Annotated in this window: 19 protein-coding genes; 11 read left to right on the forward strand and 8 right to left on the reverse strand. The window is 52.4% G+C overall.

Annotation, left to right across the window (positions count from 1 at the left end):
- Positions 1-6: 6 nt before the first annotated feature.
- The 3 genes from HY788_04275 to HY788_04285 all read right to left on the reverse strand — a co-directional run bounded on the left by HY788_04275 (position 7) and on the right by HY788_04285 (position 5,027).
- Positions 7-1,677, reverse strand: a complete 1,671-nt coding sequence (locus HY788_04275; protein MBI4773389.1) for a methylmalonyl-CoA mutase — start codon at positions 1,675-1,677, stop codon at positions 7-9.
- A gap of 253 nt (positions 1,678-1,930) precedes the next feature.
- Positions 1,931-2,698, reverse strand: a complete 768-nt coding sequence (locus tag HY788_04280; GenBank protein ID MBI4773390.1) for an SDR family NAD(P)-dependent oxidoreductase — start codon at positions 2,696-2,698, stop codon at positions 1,931-1,933.
- Between the two features lie 319 nt (positions 2,699-3,017).
- Positions 3,018-5,027: a thiamine pyrophosphate-binding protein gene (locus tag HY788_04285; GenBank protein ID MBI4773391.1), complete on the reverse strand. Its 2,010-nt coding sequence runs from the start codon at positions 5,025-5,027 to the stop codon at positions 3,018-3,020.
- 991 nt (positions 5,028-6,018) lie between these two features.
- On the opposite strand from HY788_04285, the gene HY788_04290 reads away from it, so the two are divergent.
- From HY788_04290 to HY788_04335, 10 genes are all read left to right on the forward strand, one after another.
- Positions 6,019-7,257, forward strand: coding sequence for a PAS domain-containing protein (locus HY788_04290; GenBank protein MBI4773392.1), 1,239 nt, complete (start codon positions 6,019-6,021; stop codon positions 7,255-7,257).
- Positions 7,258-7,261: 4 nt separating this feature from the next.
- Positions 7,262-8,938 (forward strand): sigma-54-dependent Fis family transcriptional regulator, encoded by a 1,677-nt coding sequence (locus HY788_04295; protein MBI4773393.1) that lies wholly within the window; start codon positions 7,262-7,264, stop codon positions 8,936-8,938.
- 126 nt (positions 8,939-9,064) lie between these two features.
- On the forward strand, positions 9,065-9,277 hold the full coding sequence (locus HY788_04300) for a hypothetical protein (protein MBI4773394.1): 213 nt from the start codon (positions 9,065-9,067) through the stop codon (positions 9,275-9,277).
- A 127-nt stretch (positions 9,278-9,404) separates the two neighbouring features.
- Complete coding sequence (locus HY788_04305) at positions 9,405-10,439, forward strand: uroporphyrinogen decarboxylase family protein (GenBank protein MBI4773395.1); 1,035 nt, start codon at positions 9,405-9,407, stop codon at positions 10,437-10,439.
- 276 nt (positions 10,440-10,715) lie between these two features.
- Positions 10,716-11,396 carry a ParA family protein gene (locus tag HY788_04310; GenBank protein ID MBI4773396.1) on the forward strand — a complete coding sequence of 227 codons (681 nt, stop codon included), beginning with the start codon at positions 10,716-10,718 and terminating at the stop codon, positions 11,394-11,396.
- Complete coding sequence (locus HY788_04315; GenBank protein ID MBI4773397.1) at positions 11,354-11,689, forward strand: hypothetical protein; 336 nt, start codon at positions 11,354-11,356, stop codon at positions 11,687-11,689. The genes HY788_04310 and HY788_04315 overlap by 43 nt, the downstream gene beginning before the upstream one ends.
- 13 nt (positions 11,690-11,702) lie before the next feature.
- Positions 11,703-12,188 carry a hypothetical protein gene (locus tag HY788_04320; protein ID MBI4773398.1) on the forward strand — a complete coding sequence of 162 codons (486 nt, stop codon included), beginning with the start codon at positions 11,703-11,705 and terminating at the stop codon, positions 12,186-12,188.
- Between the two features lie 497 nt (positions 12,189-12,685).
- Positions 12,686-14,245, forward strand: coding sequence for a PAS domain-containing protein (locus tag HY788_04325; protein ID MBI4773399.1), 1,560 nt, complete (start codon positions 12,686-12,688; stop codon positions 14,243-14,245).
- On the forward strand, positions 14,242-15,588 hold the full coding sequence (locus HY788_04330) for a sigma-54-dependent Fis family transcriptional regulator (protein ID MBI4773400.1): 1,347 nt from the start codon (positions 14,242-14,244) through the stop codon (positions 15,586-15,588). Before HY788_04325 ends, HY788_04330 begins: the two co-directional genes overlap by 4 nt.
- Before the next feature lie 94 nt (positions 15,589-15,682).
- Entirely contained in the window at positions 15,683-16,213 is a 531-nt protein-coding gene (locus tag HY788_04335) for a zinc metallopeptidase (GenBank protein MBI4773401.1), read from the forward strand.
- A 356-nt stretch (positions 16,214-16,569) separates the two neighbouring features.
- Here HY788_04335 and HY788_04340 read toward each other — a convergent pair whose 3' ends face one another.
- From HY788_04340 to HY788_04360, 5 genes are all read right to left on the reverse strand, one after another.
- Entirely contained in the window at positions 16,570-17,505 is a 936-nt protein-coding gene (locus HY788_04340) for a glycine cleavage system protein H (GenBank protein ID MBI4773402.1), read from the reverse strand.
- Between the two features lie 30 nt (positions 17,506-17,535).
- A complete protein-coding gene (locus tag HY788_04345; protein ID MBI4773403.1) occupies positions 17,536-17,754 on the reverse strand; it encodes a hypothetical protein in 219 nt (72 codons plus the stop codon).
- Between the two features lie 90 nt (positions 17,755-17,844).
- Positions 17,845-17,997, reverse strand: a complete 153-nt coding sequence (locus HY788_04350; protein ID MBI4773404.1) for a hypothetical protein — start codon at positions 17,995-17,997, stop codon at positions 17,845-17,847.
- Positions 17,998-18,537: 540 nt separating this feature from the next.
- Positions 18,538-19,392: a transporter substrate-binding domain-containing protein gene (locus tag HY788_04355; GenBank protein ID MBI4773405.1), complete on the reverse strand. Its 855-nt coding sequence runs from the start codon at positions 19,390-19,392 to the stop codon at positions 18,538-18,540.
- Positions 19,393-20,655: 1,263 nt separating this feature from the next.
- Positions 20,656-21,885: a GAF domain-containing protein gene (locus tag HY788_04360; GenBank protein ID MBI4773406.1), complete on the reverse strand. Its 1,230-nt coding sequence runs from the start codon at positions 21,883-21,885 to the stop codon at positions 20,656-20,658.
- A gap of 386 nt (positions 21,886-22,271) precedes the next feature.
- Here HY788_04360 and HY788_04365 point away from each other — a divergent pair, with 386 nt between their 5' ends.
- Positions 22,272-23,579 carry a hypothetical protein gene (locus tag HY788_04365; GenBank protein ID MBI4773407.1) on the forward strand — a complete coding sequence of 436 codons (1,308 nt, stop codon included), beginning with the start codon at positions 22,272-22,274 and terminating at the stop codon, positions 23,577-23,579.
- Positions 23,580-23,604 lie beyond the last annotated feature (25 nt).

The raw sequence follows: 23,604 nt of genomic DNA on the forward strand, positions 1-23,604 counted from the left end.
TGAACCCTAGAGAATCGACGGCGGCTTGAACTCGCCATAGATATCTCGCAGCGCCTGCATGATCTCTCCTTCAGTGGCGTACACTTTGGAAGCCTCTATGCAGTACGGCGTCACGTTTTCGTTCTTTTCCGCCGCTCTTCGGAGATCGTCGAGCCTTTTCTCTACTTCTTGGTTGTTTCTCGTTGCTTTGAGCTTCCTTAGACTCGCAAGCTGTGTGTGTTCCGTTTCTTCAGTAACTCTAAAAACTTCGGGCTCTTCTTCCAGCTCATCTGAAACGAATTCGTTCACGCCCACTACGATTCTGTCCTTATTTTCAACGGCTCTGGTGTACCTGTAGGCCTGTTCAGTCAGAACTGTGTCGGCATAACCGGTTTCCACGCATTTGGCCATCCCCCCCCGATCCTCGATGTCCTTGATGACGTCCCATGTCCGCTGCTCCACTTCGTTGGTAAGCCATTCCATGAAATAGGAGCCGGCGAAGGGGTCCACAACGTTAGCGATGCCGCTCTCGTGGCAGATGATCTGCTGGGTCCGGATGGACAGTCGGTGAGCGTTTTCGGACGGAATGGACAGGGCTTCATCAAAGCACGCTATGGCCATGGATTGGACTCCGCCGAGCGCCGCGGCCATGCCCCCGATGGTTCCCCGCACAATATTGTTTTCAGGCTGCTGATAGGTGTATGCGCCGCCGCCGGTCTGGGCGTGCATTCTGAGCTGCCAGCTTTTGGGGTTTTTGGCCTGGTATCGTTCCTTCATGATCTTTGCCCAGATCCGTCGCATCGCCCTGAACTTCGCAATCTCCTCCAGAAAATCCATGTGAACGTACCACATTAGAGAGACCCCGGGAGCGATGGCGTCCACGCTGATGCCTCTCTTCAAGGCTTCATCGAAATAATTGATAGCTGCGGCAAACGTGAACCCCAGTTCATGGTAGACCGTCCCTCCGGAATCTCTTGTGGGATATCCGTTCATATTGGTGATGTTCCATTTCGGCAAATACTTGGAAGCGAATTCCCACGTATCTACAAGGAGTTTTACGCTGGACCTGGGGGGAAAAGAAAACATCTTCATCGCGAAGCACTCTTTTAGAGGATCGTTTTGAGTGGTTCCCCGCAGTGATGCGTAAGGCACTCCCCTCTTTTCCGCCAAGTTGAGAAACATACTTAGAATTGGAAGGGTCGGGTGGTTTATGGTGAAGGAATGGCTGGTGCCTTCCAGAGGAATATCCTCGTATAAAGCTTCCATGTCCGCCAGGCTGTCTATCGCGACCCCGACCCGACCGACTTCCCCTTCCGCCAGAGGATGGTCGGAGTCCAGCCCGATGCATGTCGGCACGTCGAAGTCGTTGCTCATACCGGTCTGGCCCGTTTTCATGACGAACTTGTGCCGCTGATTGGTTTCCTTGGCGGTGCCGACTCCCACAACCTGACGTATGGTCCAAGCGCGCCCCCTGTTCATCGGGGCGTAGGCTCCACGCGTGAACGGATATTCGCCGGGAAAACCAAGGTCGTTTAAGTAATCCAAGCCGGCTACGTCTTCAGGGGTATAGATATCCCTCAGCGGAATCCCTGAAATGGTCGCGAATCCCTTCTTTCGAGGGGGAGTTTTGGTAAGGGTGTTTTGCTCCCAGACGGCTCTCCTTTCCTCAATCCGCCGAATGTCTTTCCGATCCATCATGGTTACCTCCTCTGCCCGAGGTTCATTGTGGCAAATGTAATAGTTGGCGATGCGTGCCCGAGGGGGGGCGCTCAAGGTCCGCTCGGGCGCGGCGCGAAAGCTCCGCCCTCGTACCCCCGTTGGGCCCCCTATCCCTCCGGCTCTGTCGCATGTTTTGCATCTGTTCTAAGGTTCACCGGAACGCAGTCCGCAGAGACTCCCGGATCCGGGGATTCATGCCCCCGGAATTCATTAGTAAATGATTGCTCACGCTTTACCTGGGAGCCATGCGCAAAGCACCGTCCAGCCTGATGGCCACACCGTTCAGCATCGGATTTTCAATGATCTGTCTGACCAGCATGGCGAATTCCGACGGATACCCCATCCGTTTAGGGAATACGCACGTAGCGATGAGGGACTTCCTAACAGCGTCGGACATCCCGCCGATCATGGGCGTGTCGAATATCCCCGGGGCGATGCTCACGTTGCGAATGCCGTAGTCGGCGAACTCCCGAGCAATGGGAAGGGTCATTCCCACGACTCCCGCTTTCGAAGCGCTGTATGCGGCCTGCCCGATCTGCCCCTCGAAAGCGGCATCCGAGGCCGTATTGACCATCACTCCGATTTCTCCGTCTTGATTGGGTTTGTTTTTTATCATCTGTTCCGCAGCCAACCGAATTACGTTCATGGTGCCGACCAAATTGATGTTGAGTACTTGAACAAAGCTCTCCAATGGCATTACCCCTCGCTTGCCGAGTACTTTGGCAGGCGTTGCCACTCCGGCGCAATTGACGGCAATGTGAACGGAAAGGAACCGCTCCATGGTCGCGGCGATAGCTGACTTTACCGAATTTCCGTCCGTCACATCCGTTTTGTGGAAAAGGCAGGCGCCGCCCAACTCGGAGGCAAGATTCTTTCCTTTATCTTCTGAAAGATCCAAAATGGCGACCCTTGCACCATGGGCCACCAGTTCGCGGGCGCATGCTTCTCCGAGTCCTGATGCGCCTCCGGTCACAACAGCCACGCTTCCGTTCAACTGCATAACGTCTCCTGCACCTGTTAGACGGACTCGCCCGACCGGAGGGGAACCTCTCGAAGAGAGCTCCCCTCCGCGGCTACCGCAAGTACCCTGTGAACGGTACGACTATTTTAGAGTTCTTTCCGTATTGAGGCTCTTGCATTTAGGACACTCGTAGCTCTCGCTCCGCCAGACGTGTGCGCAATCCTGGCACTTCCACTGCCAGTCCTCGAATTTCTGCTGAAGGCTTTTCGCGGGCATTTCCTATCTCCCTTTGGATAAAATGGTTTTTAATTGAGACTTGTGTTTAGTAATGCTTTCTTGGCGAGTTTTGGTTCCCGGATCAGACGATGTCCGGAATCTGGCCGGTTTCCTCGTAGACTTGAACCGCCTTGAGCCAGCTGGGATGCGCGGAAAACGCCGACGCCTTCCGGAAATATCCATGCTCCGTAATGAGCCTTTTGGCGGGCCGTGTGAGATCGTTATAGGGTATGTTCCCGTAAAGGGTTGCCGTAAAGAGACCCATGATCTCATTATTCACAATGGGGTCTGCAATGACGTTCACATGAGCGGGAACGCCTTCTCGCACGGCCTTGAGGCAGCGGTCCAGAGCCGGCAGCATCTCTTCATCACGCTCGACGTATTCTCCGTGAACACCGAACTCGGCGACCATCTTTTCTGTCTTGATCTTGGGAGGATAGATCTGCATGAAATCTTTATAGAAGTCCTTCGTAACTCCGTAGGGCGCCTGAAATACCTCATCGCAGTTCGTGCAGAGAGAGTTGTTGTTGATGTGAATCCCGATTACGGGAATCTCCCACTTGACCGCGAGCTGGTAAGCCATCCCGGCTCCACCGTAGAAGTCGCCGTCACCCATGAGGGCGATTACCGGGTGCTTTCTCCCATCCGCCATGGAGGCGCCGACAGCCATGGATACCGGATGTCCAAGTCCGATGGCATCCGTGGCGTCCAACAGTCGGCCCGCCGTTCTGAGCCGAATCCAGTCGGTGTAGAAGGAAGTGGCGGACCATCCGCCGAGCACGGTAATGTAGTCGTCCTGAAGCTCCTTATTGAGCCATTCCCCGATCAGTCTTCCAGCCAGGTCGGGATGAAAGGGCTGCTTACCTCTTTGGGATTCCGTCCGTTCGGTGGTCCGCTGGAGCGACTTCTCTTTTTCTTCGAGTACGGTTGCCCGCCACTTTTCCCATTTCGCGACGGGCTTTTTGACTCCCAAATCTTTAAGACAGGAGATCATCTGTTGCAGAATGAGCTTCATGTTTCCGTTCAACTCGAATTCATTATGCAATTGGAGACATTGCATCTCGGGAGAGCATTGAACTTGGATATAGCGGGTTTCATTACCCCAGAACGGAGGTTTGCCGAAGTTTTCCAGATATCGTACGCCGAGACCCATCACCAGCGCCCGGTCGGCGGCCCTCATGGTCCTTCCCCTCGCCCGGCCGTAACAGTTCAGTGGATCGTACTCGGAGATGGCGCCACGGGAAAGCCTCCGAGTATGACAGGGAATCCCTATAAGATGCACAAACTCGTTCAACTCATCCACCGCGTCGTGGTACCAGATGGACTCTCCGCAGATCATCGCCGGCTGATCCGCCTCCAAAAGCCATTTCATGCTCCTCTCGATATCTGTTGGGTCGGCTTCCATCTTGAACATATCCGTTCGGCTTTGGGGCCATGTACCCGGAACGTATCCATGCGCGAGCATTCCTTTGGTGGTGGCCGGGCTGCCGGGCGAATACAGAGTGAGTTCTTCCGCCATGGCAATGCCCATCGGACCCGTTACCGGCGTCACGGCGTCGCGGAAAGCCTGCTTCGTTTGATATGCCACGGACAGAGGCTGCGTCAGCCTTCTAACCGGCCGTTTGAGAAGAGGAGAAAGCACCTCCGACGCGATGAGTCCCCCTTGTTGCGTCCACCTTCCGTCAAACAACTCGGGTGAGTCCGCAACAATGAACACCATGGGGGCTTGGGCGCTGCGAGCCTGGTGAAGCGTCGAGGAAAGGTTGGTAACTCCCGTTCCCGGTCCGATGGTGACCACTCCCGGCCTTCTGGCGATTCTGCCGAAGGCCTCGGCGGCAAAACCGCATTCCGCTTCGTGGGTGCACGAAATCCTCTTTATACCTTTCCTCATGATCGAATTGATCAGTCGGAACAAACCGCTTCCTTCCAGGCACCATATTTCCTGTACGCCTTCCTCCACCAGGATATCCGCCAGGATATCGAGGGAATCGTATGGTTGTTTTTCTTCTTCTTTAACGGCCTTGCGTTCGGTTTTCTCGAACATCGGCTTTTCAAAATCGAGTGTCATTTTCTTTTCGAGTGCTTGTTCCATCGTCGGATACTCTCCTCCTGTTGTTTTCATACTTCCGGCCAATTACCCGGAGCGCCTGCTTCCAGGCAGTTAACCGGACCGATCTCTCGATTGTCTGTACAAATCTCCTCCTTTCATAGATTCATGCCTCGGGCGGCCTCTTGTCCACCTTGTTTGAATATCGATCCGTACCGAGTTCACGGGCGCGGACATTAAGAAGATGGGATGGAATATGCAAGTGTAACTTTACTAACTCTGAAAAACATGGTAGTCTTAATTTGAAGTATTTGATGTAAATTCCGAACTATCAAGCCGTTGAACAGGCAAACTACTCCTCTGGAGCGTCAGATTCATACCTGAAAGGCGGCTGGCTACTTCATACTTCAGGCCATTTCGCCGAAATTCCAAATGCGTGACTACAAACATCAAGGCAAGTCACATAGGCAGTTGTGAAGAATCTCTTATCAAGAAATGTGCCGGAAGCCGTTGCCGAACTTAATTAAATATTTTGTTCTGTTTTCATATTGTTACGAGCTTCGGAGCACTACACTGGGTAAGAGTTGACCCGATGCGGGGGAGAATAAGTTACACTTTGTAACATTCCTATCAGGATAGCCTTGCAAATTTGAGTTGGCGCTGATAATATAAATATAATGATCCTTGGATATATTTCCATTTTTATGTGTAAGGCAAACATGCAGTGTATTATCATTTCTACAAAGTGTAACATAGCCTAGTACAAATGGTACATTATAGACCATCCTGGTCAATATATCGTCTTGTACGCAATATTCAATGGTTTAGTAGAATGTGAAAAGAAACGTAACCCTGGCGAAATCGGAGATGAGAAACCTATTAATGATACGTCATTCCGGCTTTCTACGGAATAACGTGGAATTAGCGCTCTTGGCTTCCTACGCGTTCACGAACAGTTCGTGTCGTGAATTACCTAGTGTGCATACTGTTGTAAAAGTAGATGTTTTTTGACAGGCCGGTTCATAGGGAGCCAACTATGAAGGATGAGCAAAAGACAAAAGCAGGTTTGATCTCGGAACTAAAATGGCTTCGCATCGAAAATAGTAAACTCGGGATGTCACTATCAGAATTAAGAAATACTGAAGAGGCTCTGAGGCGAAGCGAACAACAGTTGAGAATGGCTTTGGAAAGCGCCAATGAAGGTCTATGGGACTGGGACCTCGTTTCCGACGTGATGGAAGTCACTCCACAGTGGGTTGAGAACCTCGGCTATACCCTTGAGGAAACCAGGCCTTACATGACCGGGGCTCGTTGGAAAAGCCTCACACACCCGGACGATCTCCCCAGAATCAGGGAAGACCTGATCCAGCATTTCAAAGGCCAAACCGACCTGTACGAGAACGTCCACCGCATGCGCACAAAAAACGGCGAATGGAGGTGGTTGTTGGATAGGGGAAGGGTCGTTCGATGGGGCGAGCACGGACGAGCGCTTCGCGCCATGGGAACATACCTGGATATCACGGAGCGCAAGCGCGCCGAAGAGGCCATGAAAGAAATCGAGTCCGAGGCGTTGAACGCGGGACAGATGGCGTCGCTGGGAGAACTTGCGGCAGGAGTTGCTCACGAAATCAACAACCCCATCAATTCCATAATCAATCTTGCCCAGATACTCGTTAACGAGTATGACAAAGCAACAACCGAGTATGATTTGGGCCACAGAATCATGAAAGAAGGAGAGCGAATAGCGTCCATTGTGAGCGGCCTGTTGTCTTTCGCGAGTTCGCGAGACTTTACAAAAAAGCCGATCGACGTATCGGAAGTCTTATCGGCCACCTTGGGTCTGACTGAAGCTCAGCTCAACAAGAATGGAATTATTCTGAGACTTTCGATCCAAGACCCGATGCCAAAAGCCGTCGGTCATTTCCAGCAGCTACAGCAGGTATTTTTGAATATAATCAACAACGCCAGGTATGCGCTGAACCAGCGATATCCCGGATTTCATCCCGACAAATTGTTAAAGATTGACGCCCGAGAGGCTCGCTTGAATGATACACACTACGTAAAGGTGTCGCTGTTGGACAAAGGGACAGGCATTCCACAGTCGTATCTACATAGGGTCACCGAGCCCTTCTTTTCAACCAAACCCAGCGGGATGGGTACAGGCTTAGGGCTGAGTATCAGCCATGGCATAATAAAAGATCATGGAGGAAAGCTCGTGATTAAGAGCAGGGAGCTGGACTCCACTGAGGTCATCATTTATATTCCAGTCGGGTGAGGCTATGGCAGCTAACATATTATTAATAGACGACGAAGAGAACATACGATTCACTTTGAACCGATTTCTCCAGCAAGAGGGGTATAATGTATGGTGCGCATCCGACTGCGACCAGGCCCTAGAAATCATCGATAGCATCGAACTCGATGTCATTTTTGCTGACGTTATTTTGAAAGGAAGAACAGGTATTGAAATCCTGGATGAAGTCAAGAAAAGAAATATGTTATGCCCTGTTGTCATTTTTACCGGTGCGCCTAACATAGAAACGGCTTCGGATGCTGTTCGGCTAGGCGCATTTGATTATTTGCCCAAGCCTATACGCCAGGACACATTGCTTCACGTGGCAAGCAAGGCATTACGACATAAGAAACTTGCCGAAGAAAAGGAAAAATATCGTCTGAATCTCGAAGCTATTTTTAGGAGTGTCAAAGACGCTATTGTTACTGTTGATCAAAAGCTACTGATCCTCCAAGTCAATGGAAGAGCCGGAGAATTGTGTGGGATAACCCGGGAGTCGGCTGTCGGAAATGCTTTTGACTCTTTCTCAGGGGAATGCAGCATGAACTGCTTGGAGAGTCTGAAGACTACGATCCGTGAGCATCGTTCCCTTGAGGTTCGTTTCATTGAATGTGAAAGGAAAAGCCGTCCTCAACAAACCGTAAATATCAGGACTTACCCATTGGTGGGGACCAGGAATAAAGTCCAGGGAGCTGTTCTCGTTATTAGAGATGAGACCCGACTCGTCCATCTGGAAAGGGAACTTGAAGGACGCAGTGAGCTTCATGGTATCATCGGCAAGAGTCCACAAATACAAGAGATTTATGACCTAATGGAGCGTTTGAAGGACGTCCGGAGCACCCTCTTGATAAGCGGAGAAAGCGGCACCGGGAAAGGTATGGTTGCCAGGACGATACACCGCATGGGAACTCTTCGTGGTAGGCCCTTTGTATCCGTAAACTGTTCCGCCTTGCCGGAGACCTTACTCGAAAGCGAGCTGTTCGGCCATGTCAGCGGAGCTTTCACCGGGGCCACCAAGAACCGCATGGGTCGATTCCAGAAAGCCGAGGGAGGTACGATCTTCCTGGACGAAATTGGTGAGACCACGCCGCACATGCAGCTTCGCCTTCTCCACGTTCTGCAGGACGGGGAGTTTGAGCGTGTCGGCGATTCGACTCCGGTGAAGGTGAATGTCAGAGTAATTGCCGCCACGAACAAGGATTTAAATACTGAAATAGAAGGTGGGCGCTTCCGCGAAGACCTCTATTACCGTTTACGGGTTGTGGAAATTGAACTGCCGCCGTTGAGAGAACGGAAGGAAGATATACCTCTCCTCGTCGATCATTTTTTGGAGAAACTGAGAATCAAACTCGATAAACAGATCGCGTCGGTATCAGAGGATGTGCTCGAAACATTCATAGAATACCCTTGGCCGGGGAACGTCCGGGAGCTGGAGCATTCGCTGGAGCACGCATTCATTCTTTGCAGGGAAGAAGTTATCGAGACCAGGCACCTGCCCGCTCATTTGAGAAAATTCGGTTTAACGTCCAAAGACCGGGAACACTATCACGATGTAGTCGCCGCCTTGGAGAAGGCTCGATGGAATAAAACGAAGGCGGCGGCGGTGCTGGGTATCAGCCGCCAGGAGCTCTATCGCAAGCTGAAGCGATATAAGATCGTCTGATCATTTACGAAGATCGTTCAGGGAGACGAGTTCCCCGTTCAAAGCGCTCGACAAGACTTCATCCTCTGTTTAAGATGGCGAAAGAACGGTCGCTTTTCACATGAAACCGGAAAGGAAAGCCTTCTCTTGGCTGTTTCACAAGGGAAATTTGAGGATATTCGGCTGGAAGAGTTTCTCCCGATGGACCTAAAGCGGCTCGCCAACCCGCAGATGGATTTGCCCCGCATCGCCAAAGACAAAAGACTCGCTTCAGACATCGAGTTCGCCATAAGGGCATGGGTTATCCGGTGCATCGAAACGGATCGCCGGAGCAAACCGGCTCCGGAATGTTTCCAATGAAGAAGTAATAGCCATTCTTTGGAATGACGGGCATAATGGAACCCAAATAGACGGAGTGATTTGAGAAAAGCGGTTATCAGTGCGGGCGGCCCTCGGCTGTCACGTCTCAACGAGGAAGAGGTGTTCAATGGCGGAAAAATGCGGCATGGATTATGTGCGCGCGGCGTTCAAGCGCGAATTTCTGGAAAGGATTCCCGTAACCGTATCTCTGGGTCCGTTTACCGCCAAATTGGGGGGAGTCCCCCTGGGACGATTCTTTACGGATCCCGGTAAGATGGTGGAGGCCACACTTCGCGCCTTCGATATTGTCCGGCCGGATACACTGGTTTCCCACATCGACCTCAATCTCGAAACAGAAGCTATGGGCAACGTAATCGAATTTACAGAAGACGGCAGTCCTTTGCTTCGAAGGAAAATGCTCGCGGAAGACCAGAAGGCTTTAGTGAAAATGACGGTGCCGGATCCTGAGAAAGACGGTCGCGGACCTGTTTACCTGAAAGCCTGCAGGGATTTAGCCTCCCATTTCGGAAGGCAGGTGCCGGTGGCGTCCGTGGTGAACGGTCCCTGGAATATCGCCGTCACCCTGCGTGGCGTCGAACAACTCATGATGGACACCTATGACGAACCGGATTTCGTCCATGACTTGATGGCGTTCGCAACGGAAACGTGCAAGGTCTATTCCTCCAAGCTCAAAGACACCGGGGCCGGAGTGAGCATGACCGAGGCGGCGGCTTCCTGCAGCCTGATTTCACCGAACATGTATCGGGAGTTCATCAAACCGTATCACATGGAATTGTTTGAATATTTTAAAGCCAATAGAATAAATGTGAGTCTGCATATATGCGGCTACATTGACCCCATTCTGGAAGACATTCTCGACTTGCCGATCCATTCTCTCAGCATCGACGCCCAGACCTCGATGCAACGCCTGCGGGACCTGGCGGGTACGAAAATCGTGGCCATCGGGAACGTGGCCACGAACCTGTTTGCCAATGGCAAGAAAGATCGGATCGAAGCCGCTGTGAAGGAAGTGGTGGACCTATGCGCGAAAGGAAGCGCGTTCATCCTCACGTCAGGGTGCGATATCCCGTACAATTCCACCCTCGATCGGGTTCTCCATTTCATGGAATTCGGCCGGGAATACGGTACGTATGCCAAATAGAGCGCGGCAAGGCCTTCCGTTTATATGATTGTGTCGGACGCGCAACCGCTTCGGGAATCCGTTGTACAATATCGAACCTCTCGATCGATGGATCGGGTCTGCTTTTGTCGAAGCCTTGACAGAAATGAAACCAGAACACGGTATTCTTTGTTGGATACAAGCATGTGACCGCTTAGCCCATGTTGAAGACCTGAATCATCAGGATTGCGATTCCCGACGATAAAACGCGCCCGTACTTATCGGGTCACGACATCTCAAAATCGGGTGGTTTCGGTTATGACCTTAATCGCGGTGACGGGCCGAAAAGGTGGAAGTGGGAAAACGACGCTGTGCGCACATCTGTGTGGCGAGTTTTCACACATGGGGCACCAGGTTCTGGCGCTGGACGCCGATCCGCAGCAGAGCCTGATCCGCTGGGCCGGCATGGGTGAAGGTCTGTTGCATCGGATTGTGGAGTCTCTGGAAGCCTCTTCCTTCGACGAATTCAACGTTCAAGTCCAGGCGGCCGCCAAGACTGCCGGACTCGTATTCCTGGACACCCCGCCAACGTTCACAGATATGGCGCTATGGGCCCACCTGGTGGCGGATCTGGCGCTCATACCGGTAAGTCCATCCCCACTGGATATTTTTGCCGCGGGAGAAACGCTCCAGGTGGTCCGAGAGGCCAACGTCCAGCGGAGGAGTCACAGGCCGAAAGCGTGGCTGGTTCCGAACCGGGTGCGGGCGTTCACAAGCGCCGGACGCGAAATTCGCGCAGCGCTCGAAGGACTGGGGGCGCCTGTAGCTCCTTCCATAAGTTTGCGGGAAGCGGCGGCCACGGCGGCCTTGCGTGGCCTGACACTGGCCGAATATTCCCCTTCAAGCCCGGCTCGGAGAGAATTCAGCGTATTGGCCCGAGCCATCGAGGAGGAACTATGGATAAAGCAGGGAGCCTTACTCGTGCAGCGGCCCGGATAAAGGCCGAAATCCGCCCCAACAGAGGAAATGTGGGAGGAGTCGGGAGCGCCGGCAGGTTCAACCTGGCTTCCCCGGCAGAAGATCGCACCGGATTCGTAAAGCTCTCGGTCATGCTGCCGCCGGAATTGTACGAAGCCGTCATGAGAGAAGCGACACGGCGGGCCGCTGAAGATGCCCCACGCAAACCTGAGGATCGCAGGGAAAACCACAGGCTGTCGGACGTGATTCGGGATGCCCTGACCGTCTACCTGACGAGCCTGGACGAAGAAGTGGAAAGCGCGGGACTTCCCTGAAAAGAAACTGAAAATGGACCATGTTCCCTGGCACTTCTATGTGGATTCGCAAGGATCCGTCACGCACATGTCCGGTGTGCAATTCCGCCGGTTTCTCTACGAGGGAGGAGCCCTGTTTCCGGATTTTGCCGATCGACACGTGCGGGTCGTGATCGTGTTCATGAAGCTCAAACAGCGATTACCCAGCGGAATTGCCCGTGTAGAGTTCAATAAATACCCCGTTGACGCTGAAGGGGCCCTCTCCAAGGATTACTGGCCGAAAATGTTGAAAGATACCATGGAATATATCGTTGCTCACCACGAGAGGGAAAAACGGGACGCTCAGGCCAATGTCATAGGATACGAGCGCTTCAGCGGAAAAGGATACGAGCGGCGCTATCAATGGAAGCCGGATGACCGAACGGTTGAAATCCTGCTGGCGCTGATCGAGTCCAGGGCCGAACTGCCGCCCCACAGTCTGTCCATGCCGGTCCAATATCGCCGAGAAACAATTCCCTGAAATCAGATGAACCGGTCTTTTGCGAGCAACCATTTTTCTCCACCCATTCCACCCTCCACGGCCTGTCGAGATGGGCGGACGAGTCCATAGCGCAGGATGTTCCCGGCGGCCTGAAGCAACTCTTTTCGAAATTCCGCGTGTATGGACTTCCCGAGTCGCATTCACCTTGTTGACGCCCATCGGACTCGTGTCATGGTATCCTGCCGTTGAAAAAGGGGATGGAAAAGTGTACTCACACAGAGAGTGTCTAAACGATGTTGCGACCGGAAAGAACCCGGCGCAGGCGGCGTGCTTCCGGCCCTTCCCTACAATAAGCATGAAAATCCCGGATCGGCCGGCGGTTAAGGCTTCCAATCGATCGCAAAGCGCGGAAGAACGTTGCGCGTCGGGTTGACAGGAACCAAGCGACCTCCCTCGAGGTTCTCGGAATTCCATTGGGACCACGATGTGGTCCCGCAGCCGTGGAGATCCAAAGGATCTCCCAGGACATCCTGAGCATGGATACTAAAAGTTACGGTAAGGCTCCCCAGAACCTGGCCATTGTAGGCGGAGGCCGGACATGCAAATTTTTCCTGAAGTTGTTCTCTTTGAATGCTTTTACCAGATTCAAAATCAAGGTTGTGGGTGTCTGCGACACCAACCCGGAGGCGGAAGGCTACCGCATGGCCCGGGACATGGGTATTTACACTACCACCGATTTGCGGGAGCTGCTGCAAATCGAAGATTTGAACGCTGTCATTGAATCAACCAACAGCCGCGAGGTGCTGTACGATCTGATCAAGTTGAGACCCGAGCGCGTGGGAATCCTTGAACTCAACATCGCCCGATGGTTGCTTCAGTTCGTTGCGGTGGATCAGAAGCGCAGGCCATTGGAACAGCAAGTCCTTTTCGAGAAGATGATCTCCGAGTTTCTCATCCAACAGGTGACCCAGCGAATCCTGGTGTTGAATACCGATTTCACCATAGCCGAGGCCAATGCCGCGTGTCTGGAATCCATTCAAAAGACCCGAAAAGATGTGATCGGCGCACCCTGTTACAGCGTCATCCGTGGATTCAACGCACCCTGCGCCAGTACGGATTTCGGCCTGACCTGTCCCATGTTGGAAACGATCCGGACCGGCAGATCCTCACGCGTCATTGAGCCGGACCTGAAGGCGGATGATCCGCTGTCATACAGCGAGATCGTGACGTATCCGATCAAGGATCCAAATGGCGACATTGTGCGTATCATCGAGATTTGGCGTGATATTTCTCGGGATATCTCGTCTCAATGGATTCAGCGACAAAAGGAATCCAAGGCGGATCTGGATAAACTGATCCAGGAGGATCGACTTATTTCACTGGGCAAGCTGGTTGCGAGCTGCGTTCATGAAATCAACAACCCGATCCAGGGGCTCATAACGTTTAGCCACATCATACTCGACATCCTGAAAGAAGGGAAGATTGGTCCTGAGGACGCCGAGCAATTGCGCAAGTTTGCGGAGCTCATGTCCACCGAACTCGAACGTTGCGGCGCCATCGTTTCCGGCCTGCTGTCCTTTTCCAGGGAATCATCCATGGAGTACCGGGACACCAATCTCAACGACGTACTCACGGCGGTGCTCAACTTGACCCGCCATCGAATCAAACTGCAGGACATCGAATTGAAGGTCGAACTGGCTCCGGACATGTTGAGCATTCACGGTGACGCCAACAAGTTGCAGCAGTGTTTTCTCAATTTGATCTTCAACTCCATCGAGGCGATGCCGTCCGGCGGGCGTCTGGAAATCATCTCGCGGCTGGATCCGAAACTGGAATCGGTCTCTGTCGAAATCCACGACACCGGCGTCGGCATTTCGCCTGAAAATTTGGATCATATCTTCGATCCTTTCTTCACGACAAAACCCATGGGCGAAGGCACCGGTCTGGGTCTATCCATCGTCTACGGAGTGGTCAAAAGCCATGGCGGAAAAGTCGCGGTGAACAGCCGGGTCAATGAGGGGACCAATTTTATTCTCCAGTTTCCGATTCCTACCGGGGATTGGATTACGCTTCCCCACCAGGAGGATGCTCCATGAACGAAAAAATGAGCATTATGATCGTCGATGACGAAATGATCGTTCGCGAGTCCTTTCTTCACTGGTTCAAAAGAGGCGGTCACCGGGTGGACGCCGCCGCCTCGGGAATGGAAGCCCTCAAAAAATTGGAAGAGAGCGCCTTCGACCTGATGTTCGTAGATATCAAGATGCCCGGAATGAGCGGCATCGAGCTGCTGGAAAAGGTGAAGGCCGAGTATCCGGAAACCATCGTGGTCATCATTACCGCGTACGGTTCCATTGAGTCGGCGGTCCAGGCCATGAAAATAGGCGCCGCCGATTACCTGCTCAAGCCGTTCAAGCCGGATCAGCTCTCCCTGGTCATGGAAAAGATCGCACAGCAAAGGAAACTGGCCAAGGAATACAACTACCTGAAAGGCCGGCTGGAACACATGTCCCGGTTTGAAAACATCATCGGGCAGTCGGACGCCATGCAGGAACTGTTTCAGCTCATCCCGGAAGTGGCGGACAGTGACGCGTCGGTCCTTCTCATAGGCGAAACCGGAACCGGCAAGGAGATGGTCGCCAAAGCGATCCACGCCAGAAGCCGAAGAGCCAATTACCCCTTTATCGCCATCAACTGCGGCGCCATCCCCGACTCGTTATTGGAAAGCGAGCTGTTCGGACACCAGAAAGGCGCTTTTACAAGTGCGGTGCAAAGCCGCAAAGGCTTTATCGAGGTGGTGAGCGGAGGAACACTCTTTCTCGATGAAATCGGTGAAATCAGCACCAAGATGCAGGTGGACCTGTTACGGGTATTGCAGGAAAAGAAAATCACACGCGTAGGCAGCACCCAGTCCGTTGAAGTCGATTTCAGGCTTATCTCCGCAACCAGCCGGGACCTCGAGGAGCAGCTCTCCAACCGGTCGTTCAGGGAGGATTTTTATTACAGGATCAACGTGATCGAGATCCAGATTCCACCGTTGAGAAAGCGAAAGGAAGATATCCCGCTGCTGGTAAACCACTTCCTGAACAAATTCAGCCACGAAACCACCAAGCATGTGGACCATGTGTCGCGTGAAGCCGAAATGCTGCTCAAGAATTACGACTGGCCCGGCAACGTGCGCGAGTTGGAAAACGCCATCGAACGGGCTGTGGTTCTCTCCAAATCACGGACACTTAACGCGAGCGACTTCGCTTTCCTGTGCGCCCAACCGACAGGCGGATCTCCCGGACGGTCTCTGTTCGATATGGAGAGGACGCACATAGAATTGGTCATGACCGAATGCGATTGGAACATTTCGCAGGCGGCAAAAATCTTGGGCATTCATCGCGCCACGCTCCACAAGAAGATCAACATGTACGGGCTTAAACGCGATAACTGAGTCCGGCTCGGCGCGTTCGCCGATTCGGATCTTTCTCGTACGAACGCAAATCCTTTGGCCGTCGATGAAAGCTGATACGAAGCGGATTGGTGTAGTGGCTGTAGGAAAGGCGCCCCCTCTATCAGTCAAGGTGATAGCGGCCCATGTCTCCGGCTATCTTCATCTAACCACGGACACCCTCGCCCCCTGGGATCTCCCCCGAGAGGCCTACGATTCGAAAAGGCATCAATATAACGCGGCCCATCTATTGAAGGCGTTCGAGTCCAAACCGCTCGACACATGCGGCAAGGTCATCGCCGTGTTCGACGTGGACATCTTTGTCCCCATATTCACCCATGTGTTCGGTGAGGCCATGCTGGGAGGAAAAGTGGCTCTCGTGTCTCTCTATCGGCTGGGGAAAGCCGAAGGTTCGAACACTCCCGAGTTTTCGACCGTTTTGGAGCGGGCCGCCAAGATCGCCTTGCACGAGTTGGGACACCTGTTCAATGTCATGCATTGCACGGACGAAAGGTGCCTTATGCGTTTTGCCGGAAACCTGGACGATCTGGATCGCATACCCTTCCAGTTTTGCCGCTACTGCACCACTTTCCTGGAGGACGCCACGCACGCTCCCGCATTTCCGTAACCTCGATGCGCCTTACGGACTGTAGAACTGCATCCGCAAGGGTGAAAACCAACAAATGCCGGATTTCGGTCGTTTTGCACCCGCCGATCCAACCTTACCGGCTGCAGGTTTTGAAACGGGGTGGATTTCGGGGCCTCTTTCAGAGCTATCCTTCAAAGCTGCAAGGGGCGGGTTTTCCATCGACAGGCTCAGGACCTACGGCAAACCCGCCCCTACGAGACAAACCGGAAAGGGCTCGAGAAATCGAACGGTTTCCAAGAATTCAGCCGTTCCGTTTAGGGCTGTGTAGCGATTCTCGGAAAATTTTAAGTCCGAGGGAAACTATCTAGAGTCTCCCTCAGCACCTGTCTTTCCAACTATTTGCTCGTATGCAGAAACCGGTCGACCAAGCCGTTCCATTCGATACCTTCGCAGTTGCCGAAGACATCGTCCACCACCTCGGCGCCGGTGGCCGCCAGCGCGGCGTATTCAGGACCCAAAATCCCCATCAGCTTCTGTTGCTCCTGTTCCATCCAATGGACGCTTTCATCACCGTAATAGAGGCCTTTCAAATTCCGCTTGGGCATGTTCGGCTCGATAATCATCAGCCATCCGTGTTGATAGGGATCTTTGTGGGCGATTTCCGGATGGTCCATGACTGCATGGTTCACCGCCAGGACCTTCCCCGTCACGGGACACAGCACGGACGCCTCATGTTGTTCGCGCGCAAAGCTCCACCCCACCTTGTCTTGGGACACGCTTCTTCCCAAAGACGGAAGCGCCACCGAACTCATCGTGCCGAACACGCGGGAGAGGAAGTCATCGAATCCCACTCGTACGACGCCGCCATGTTCGAACCGCACCCAGGTATGCCCCATATGGTAGTAGTAGCCTTCCGCGATTTTGAATCCGGACGCCAGCCGGTACTTGGGGGCATCCAGTTCCTGGCTCAAATCCACTTCATCCAGCCACTGGTCGAAGGCGCAATGGTAGCACTCGTTGTTCAAAGGGCATATCTTCGGTGCATTGATGCGGCCGGTGAGCGCATGACGGCACGGCCGGTTGGCGCCGATATAGCGGCTCCTCAACTCCTCGCTCCAACCGGGTGCAAACAGCTGAGAAACATCCTCCGGCTTCTTCTGCCCGGCCCGGCTCATCGCCTTGTCAAAGCCGCAGGTGTTGCAGTCATAGGCATTGTCACAGACCCGGTAATTGATGACCCCGGCTTTCGCCCAGATGCACTGGTTTTCCACCACCTGGAAGCTGACCACCCGTTTCTTACCATCACTCGGCTTATTTCCCTTTGCTTTCATTTTAATATCTCCCTGTCATAAATAATATTTTCAATGCATCTGCCTGGCATCAATAGTGGAATCCATCGGTTCCCCGCTCCGCATGAGGTTCGCACCGTCAGCCTCATCCATGTAATCGAGCCACTGGTCGAAAGCGCAATGAAAGCATTCGTAGTTGAATATGCAGGTTTTGGGTTCATCCACCCGCCCACTCAGGACATGGACGCAAGGCCCACGTCGGCCGTTGTTCGAATGCGTATTCTTTTGCATGTTGGAGCCCCCTCTCAGCAGAACGCCTTGCGTTCCTTCCTATTACTTTGGTCCGAATTCTCTTTCTTTCATGCGGACAAATCCGGCGCTTCACGCCGCCTGTAATTCCAGGCTCGGCGCCCTCGTCGATTCTCCCGTCTTCAGGTCGCTTTGGTCGATGAACTCATCCATGTAATCGAGCCACTGATCGAAAGCGCAATGAGAGCATTCGTGGTTGAATATGCAGGTTTTGGGTCCATCCACCCGCCCGCTCCGGACGTGGACACATGGTCCGCGTCGGCCGTTGTCGGAGTGTGTATTTTTTCGCATCTTGGAACCCTCCTTTCAGTGAGACATTGCCCGTCTCTTGACCTCCATATAGAGCAAGGACGATGCCACCGCGCGCCCGAAGCGGTTTTATTTAAGTAACCCGTTTATTTTACTTTGTTTTTTCGGATGAACGTGGCGGGTCAGTCGGGAATCGGTCACCAAGCGGACCGAAGAGGAAATGATGAAAACCGCTACACCTACCCGCGGCGGGAAAGCCCATGGTCAAAATATATGTAGTTATTACAATTGGTTCTATCTGTGTCGCAATTTTCGACACACCGTATTGATATTGTCTATCATCGTTACACGCTTGGGAGGAGAAAAGGATTGGTTCAGGGGATCGCGGCTGGAAGGGTTTCTTATTTTTCGTCATTCGGGACTTAGCGGTTTCTAAAACCTGAAAGAAGCCCGAGGGAAACCATTCAGGGTTTCCCCCCGGGCCAAACAACAGCATATGCACTTTCCGGCTCCAGATTAGTCTGTAGGCGGATGTCCCGAAGCGGGAGGCAGCCTGCTCAGCCAGGAGTCGTCCTCGAACCAGCGAACTCTCATTTCTTCGAGTTCTCCATTGTCCTCGATGGCGCTCAACGTGTTTTGCATCCAGTTCATCAGCAGCGGATCGTTTTTCGGCAAAGCGACTCCAATCGGCTCGTAGGTAAATGTGGACACCAGGGCCACCAGGTTTTCGTCAGGATGTCTCAGTGCGTACACGACGCAGACGGGATAATCGGCAATCATTGCATCGGCTTCATTCCGGAGCACCAGATTCACGGCTTGGTCATAATCCTTAACGGTCACGAGCCTGGCATTCGGTATGAACTTTTTCACAAACAGTTCGCTGGTGGAATTCTCGAGGGTGGTTAAAGTGGTATCCGGGGTATTGATCTCGGAGGGATCTTTGACACCGTCCAATGTTGGTATTTTGGTCAGAATGGATTTTCCCGATACAAAATAGGGCCCTATAAAGGCGACTCTGAGATTCCGATCCGGAGTGATCGTCATGCCGGACAGAATCATGTCGATCTTTCCGTTCTCGAGCGCCGGCAACAGATCGGAAAAAGGCATGGTCTCGAACCGGAGCTTCACTCCCATGGAGGTAGCCAGATACGCGGCCATGTCCGCCTCGAGACCGATGATGTCTCCCTCCCGGGTGATCATGTTGAGCGGCGGCATATTCCCCACCGTACCGACGATCAGCTCCCCTCTCGAGAGAATCCTGTCTATGACCGGCGATCCCGAGATTTGAACCTGGGTTTCCGTCACGCAGGCGAATACCGGCATAAGACACAACGCCAGAGCCAAAAGCAGAAAGCCGGCAGCCTTTCTCATGTCACAACTCCCTCTGTGAGAATGATCTACTTGTAATTGCCACAGTGACCCACTCTTGCTTCCCGGCCCCTCGGTCCGACTCCAGCCTGTACGGTGCTGATGTTCGAATCGTCGGTGTACATTACTCACTCGGTCCTCAAGGGATCCGGTAACCTTATCCCACCATAGGCGCGTCACCGTACTCAGATATCATATTAACCTAAACTATGGCGAACGCCAAGGAAAGACTATCATGAAGGGATTGGGTGGGAAGGATTCTCTTCCTGCAATCTCGACACACCCTTTTTATCCTATCCGAAGGCAGGTAAGACATGAACTTCGAGGGCGCCCGGAATCTCAGGTCGGGCCCTGGAGCATGTTCCGGTCTTTCTGTTGTGGAATAGCACGTTCGAGCTTTATTGCTTTCCGGACTGTGTCGTTGGCGGGGCAGCTCGCGACTGATTCGTTCAACAGGGAGGAGCCGGCGTTCCTCCTACCTGTGGCTCCGTCGCAATGCGGTTTAGTAAAGAAAAGGCACCCGAAGCTTTTAACTCCACCCACGTCGCCGGATTATCTCCGTATGTATTCAGTAAATAGGCCGGCTCTTCCACGGGGATCGTGATATGCTTTGATCAAAAAATAGTCGATGGAGCATGTTGATGCATTTACATCCTGTTTTACCATAGCTTTGACTAGTTCATCTTTATTCCTGCGGTAGAAATTAGCCATATCGTAAGCTCTAAGTCCTGACGAACGAAGCTTACTGCTCTGTGAATGGATCACACACACGGCTTGACTTTCGCATCTATCAATTTTCTTATCAATGACAGACTCATAGATACTATCGATTGATTCGTCTCCTGCTTGAACCAAAGGACCCACCAGCAACACACTTAGCGTTGCAACAAAGATTAATACTGACCTCATAAATATTCCTCCCTTCTAATAGCTGGCCATACATTCTTTCAAGGCAAACCCACCGTAACTGATTAGTTATGGTTCTTGTTTATATTTTAGACAAAACACAAAACAATGATGATAGGATAACTGCATCTTGTTAGATCCATAGGCTTCCCATTGTAGGGTCTCAGGAAGTACGTGCCGAACGGCTCAGCGCTGCCAAACGTTGAGGGCTACCGATTCCCCTCCCTTGGAAACAGGATTCGCCGACCGAACGTATGCCGGTGCAGAAACAATGTCGGGCCGCAAACACTTTTAGAGTAGCACAGTTCGTTTCCTGTGTGAATAATTGAAATATAAGGAGGGAATAGTAGGGTAAACCTATTATTTTTCGAAGGACAAAAGGAATGATCTCAAATTTTGCTTCGCCTGTTTCAAGCCGAGTTTGCGCCTTACATTGTTTCTGTGGAATATAACTGTGTTCTCGGAACGTCTGAGCATATTTGCTATTTCTTTACTTGTCTTTCCTTCTTTAATAAGGTTGGCTATTTGTATTTCCATTGGTGTTAGATTAATAAATACGTTAGATAGCCTATTTATAAACGGCGATACCATGTTTAAAATGTTTTTCTCCAAGATTTCAAGTATAGCCTCGTAGTAACTATCCAATTTACATGCCTTCAACCTTTCGATAAAAGGCATTACCAAATTATTAACGTTATTTAGAACGTTGTTCTTGAGTTCATCCCTATCACGTTCTCTTTGATCTAACAATACCCTAAGAGCGGAGTTAACTTCTTTCAGATGGAGAGACTGGCTATCGAGTTCCATTTCACGCATTTTCAGTTCACATTCTGCTCGTATCCGATCAGTGATATCCAAGATACCGGCAATGCATCGTCCGGTATCGGGGATTGGAGCAAATTGTAGTACCGCGTTCCTAATCTCTCCGGCCTTCGTTACTACATGCGCTTCCCGCTCGCTCTGGCGCAGCGCGTTTTCCGCACGTTTTCGCTTGATCATGCTCGCCAAAGTGCTGGCGGCCGCGTTCAGAAAAGATATTTCGTACGGGTCGCCGTCTTGTCCTTCCGGCAAATACAGGACAATCACTCCGAGCACTTTTTCGCCGGATAAAACCGGCACATTGTAGTGCCCATGGTGTTCCAGACCCGGATAATTGATGTCGTGGCGGTGATCCACCCGCTTGGACACCTGAATCTTCCTTTCAGCCGCGGCACGTCCGCACAGGCAACGGCCAAAAGGAACCCTCGCGCAAGTGCTCAGAATCGAGTTGTTCAGATTCTTGTGCACTCCCAGTACAAGGACCGCGGGGTCATCCTCGTGCGTATGAAATATCCCGCCCATATGTAGTGTCTTCAACCAGGACACGCTGAGCAGAACCTCCAGGAAATATGCCATCTGGCATTCGAGCGAAACCTCATCGAGAGAGTGTTTCAAGAGTGAATTCAAGGCGTTCTGGCTTTCGACCGTCTTCTCAAGTCCCTGTTGAGCCATCCGGCACTCGGCCTCCACGGCCTCGAGATCGGTTATGCGGCGTCGCATCCTATCGAGTTCCTCCGAGACCCGGGTTTCTGAGTTGCCGGACTTATTCATCTCGCCCTTCGTGGTTCTATGGACCGAAGCTTTCCTCATTCAGGCAAAGAAATGCAAGGGAGAAATCGGCGTGTCAATTATACCACACTGTGGTACACAGACAAATACATCAATAGAATAGTAGTCAAGCCATGGCTCTTCCCAACGAACTTAGCGCCACCGACGACACTGATGTCATGAAACGACGCTTACAAGGATGAGCTAATTATGCTATTTTATTTACAGCTGGTTACGTCAAAAAACGTTCCTTCCGAGACCTCCGGGATTCAACCCTTCTGACGCATCCCGACGGCCTTGGAGGATCGAAACCCCGTACGGCTTGTTGACCTCAGGACGGAATCGCTCTGAAAAACCCCTTCCTTGAACTGATTTATGAGGACGTTATCATGAGAAGGCTATGTCTGTTTATCCTGGCGGCCGTCTTGTCGCCGGGGACAAACACATTCGTAGGCGCCGCTGCTGCGGAGACCGGCCGTATGCCTTGGTTCTTCGTTCAAGGTTTGAAAATCGATACCACTTCTCTGCTGCCCGTTCCCGATCCCCTTTCAGGCTCCAATCCAGAATATCCACTTGTATCGACGAGCGTTCCGGACCTAGGCGCGCCGTTCCAGGATCCTCATTTCCATACGACTCTGACCCGCGTAACGGGAGGCGGCTTCCTTCGACACGAGTACTCCCGTTTCGATCCCTTCAACACGGACCAGTCCCGTATATTGCTTTTGAACATCGAAAGCGGCTTCGCCGTCTACAAGGGCGAGGCGCTTCCATACGAACTGGAATCGAACCGTGTGATGGCGATGCTGGATCTGGCGGAGCCCAGATGGGATCCTCGAGATCCTGACCTGATCTGGGGATTTCGCGAGTTCAGTATCATGACCGTAAACGTCCAAACCGGTTCCGCGACGATGGTAAAGAACTTCAAGAACGATTCCAAGATTGGCTCCATCATCGCCGCCGAAACGGATCTGTTTCGCATCGCCACCCGGGACGAGGGCGAGTCTTCATGCGACAAACGCTATTGGGCGTTAGCTTTTCAAGGATCCGACCTGGACTACGCCTTGCGCTATCTCTTCACGTGGGACCGGCAACAGGACCAGGTCCTAGGCCTCTATTCCATCTCAGCCGAGGAGAGAGAGATCGACTGGGTGGGCATGTCCTGTCTGGGCGGTTTTGTTCTCATCGGCGGCGATCCGTTGAACGGCGGAAACCTTACCGGACTGACCATGGCGAACAGGGAGCTTGACCGGTTCCACAGGTTGGATTATGGAACCGCTCATTCCGACGTAGCCCTGGACGCCGACGGAAAGGAAGTCATTGTGATGCAGAATGTGAGGACGGATTATGTGGACCTGATCCCCATCGACTGGACGACTCTGCCGATTCTCAACGCAGGGGAAAATTGCGAAGGAACCAATCGTACGCCCCTTATCCGACTCTACTATGCTTCCGATAATCCGGACAGCTTCGGCTCGGGTATACACATCTCCTGCAATACGCCTGGATATTGTGTCATTTCCACTTACATAGGGCCGGGTGAACCGGAAAGGAACTGGCTGGATAGAACCAATGTCTTGGTAGAACTCAATAGGAACGATCCCAATGTTTTCTATTTGTCGAAAGTCCACAACACCACACAGGAATATTGGGAAGAGACACATGCGACCATAACCAATGACGGATCGAAAGTGCTTTAGGCAACGAACTGGGGTCAGGACGTGG

It is taken from the genome of Deltaproteobacteria bacterium (genome assembly GCA_016208165.1).
Lineage (GTDB): Bacteria > Desulfobacterota > Desulfarculia > JACQYL01 > JACQYL01 > JACQYL01.

Bases quoted from the DNA above. Each gene is read 5' to 3' on its own strand.
- HY788_04355 (MBI4773405.1), bottom strand. From the start codon at position 19,392: ATGAGAAAGGCTGCCGGCTTTCTGCTTTTGGCTCTGGCGTTGTGTCTT.
- HY788_04280 (MBI4773390.1), bottom strand. From the start codon at position 2,698: ATGCAGTTGAACGGAAGCGTGGCTGTTGTGACCGGAGGCGCATCAGGA.
- HY788_04365 (MBI4773407.1), top strand. From the start codon at position 22,272: ATGAGAAGGCTATGTCTGTTTATCCTGGCGGCCGTCTTGTCGCCGGGG.
- HY788_04345 (MBI4773403.1), bottom strand. From the start codon at position 17,754: ATGCAAAAGAATACGCATTCGAACAACGGCCGACGTGGGCCTTGCGTC.
- HY788_04360 (MBI4773406.1), bottom strand. From the start codon at position 21,885: ATGAATAAGTCCGGCAACTCAGAAACCCGGGTCTCGGAGGAACTCGAT.
- HY788_04330 (MBI4773400.1), top strand. From the start codon at position 14,242: ATGAACGAAAAAATGAGCATTATGATCGTCGATGACGAAATGATCGTT.
- HY788_04310 (MBI4773396.1), top strand. From the start codon at position 10,716: ATGACCTTAATCGCGGTGACGGGCCGAAAAGGTGGAAGTGGGAAAACG.
- HY788_04320 (MBI4773398.1), top strand. From the start codon at position 11,703: ATGGACCATGTTCCCTGGCACTTCTATGTGGATTCGCAAGGATCCGTC.
- HY788_04315 (MBI4773397.1), top strand. From the start codon at position 11,354: ATGGATAAAGCAGGGAGCCTTACTCGTGCAGCGGCCCGGATAAAGGCC.
- HY788_04295 (MBI4773393.1), top strand. From the start codon at position 7,262: ATGGCAGCTAACATATTATTAATAGACGACGAAGAGAACATACGATTC.
- HY788_04285 (MBI4773391.1), bottom strand. From the start codon at position 5,027: ATGGAACAAGCACTCGAAAAGAAAATGACACTCGATTTTGAAAAGCCG.
- HY788_04340 (MBI4773402.1), bottom strand. From the start codon at position 17,505: ATGAAAGCAAAGGGAAATAAGCCGAGTGATGGTAAGAAACGGGTGGTC.
- HY788_04290 (MBI4773392.1), top strand. From the start codon at position 6,019: ATGAAGGATGAGCAAAAGACAAAAGCAGGTTTGATCTCGGAACTAAAA.
- HY788_04275 (MBI4773389.1), bottom strand. From the start codon at position 1,677: ATGATGGATCGGAAAGACATTCGGCGGATTGAGGAAAGGAGAGCCGTC.
- HY788_04305 (MBI4773395.1), top strand. From the start codon at position 9,405: ATGGCGGAAAAATGCGGCATGGATTATGTGCGCGCGGCGTTCAAGCGC.
- HY788_04325 (MBI4773399.1), top strand. From the start codon at position 12,686: ATGGATACTAAAAGTTACGGTAAGGCTCCCCAGAACCTGGCCATTGTA.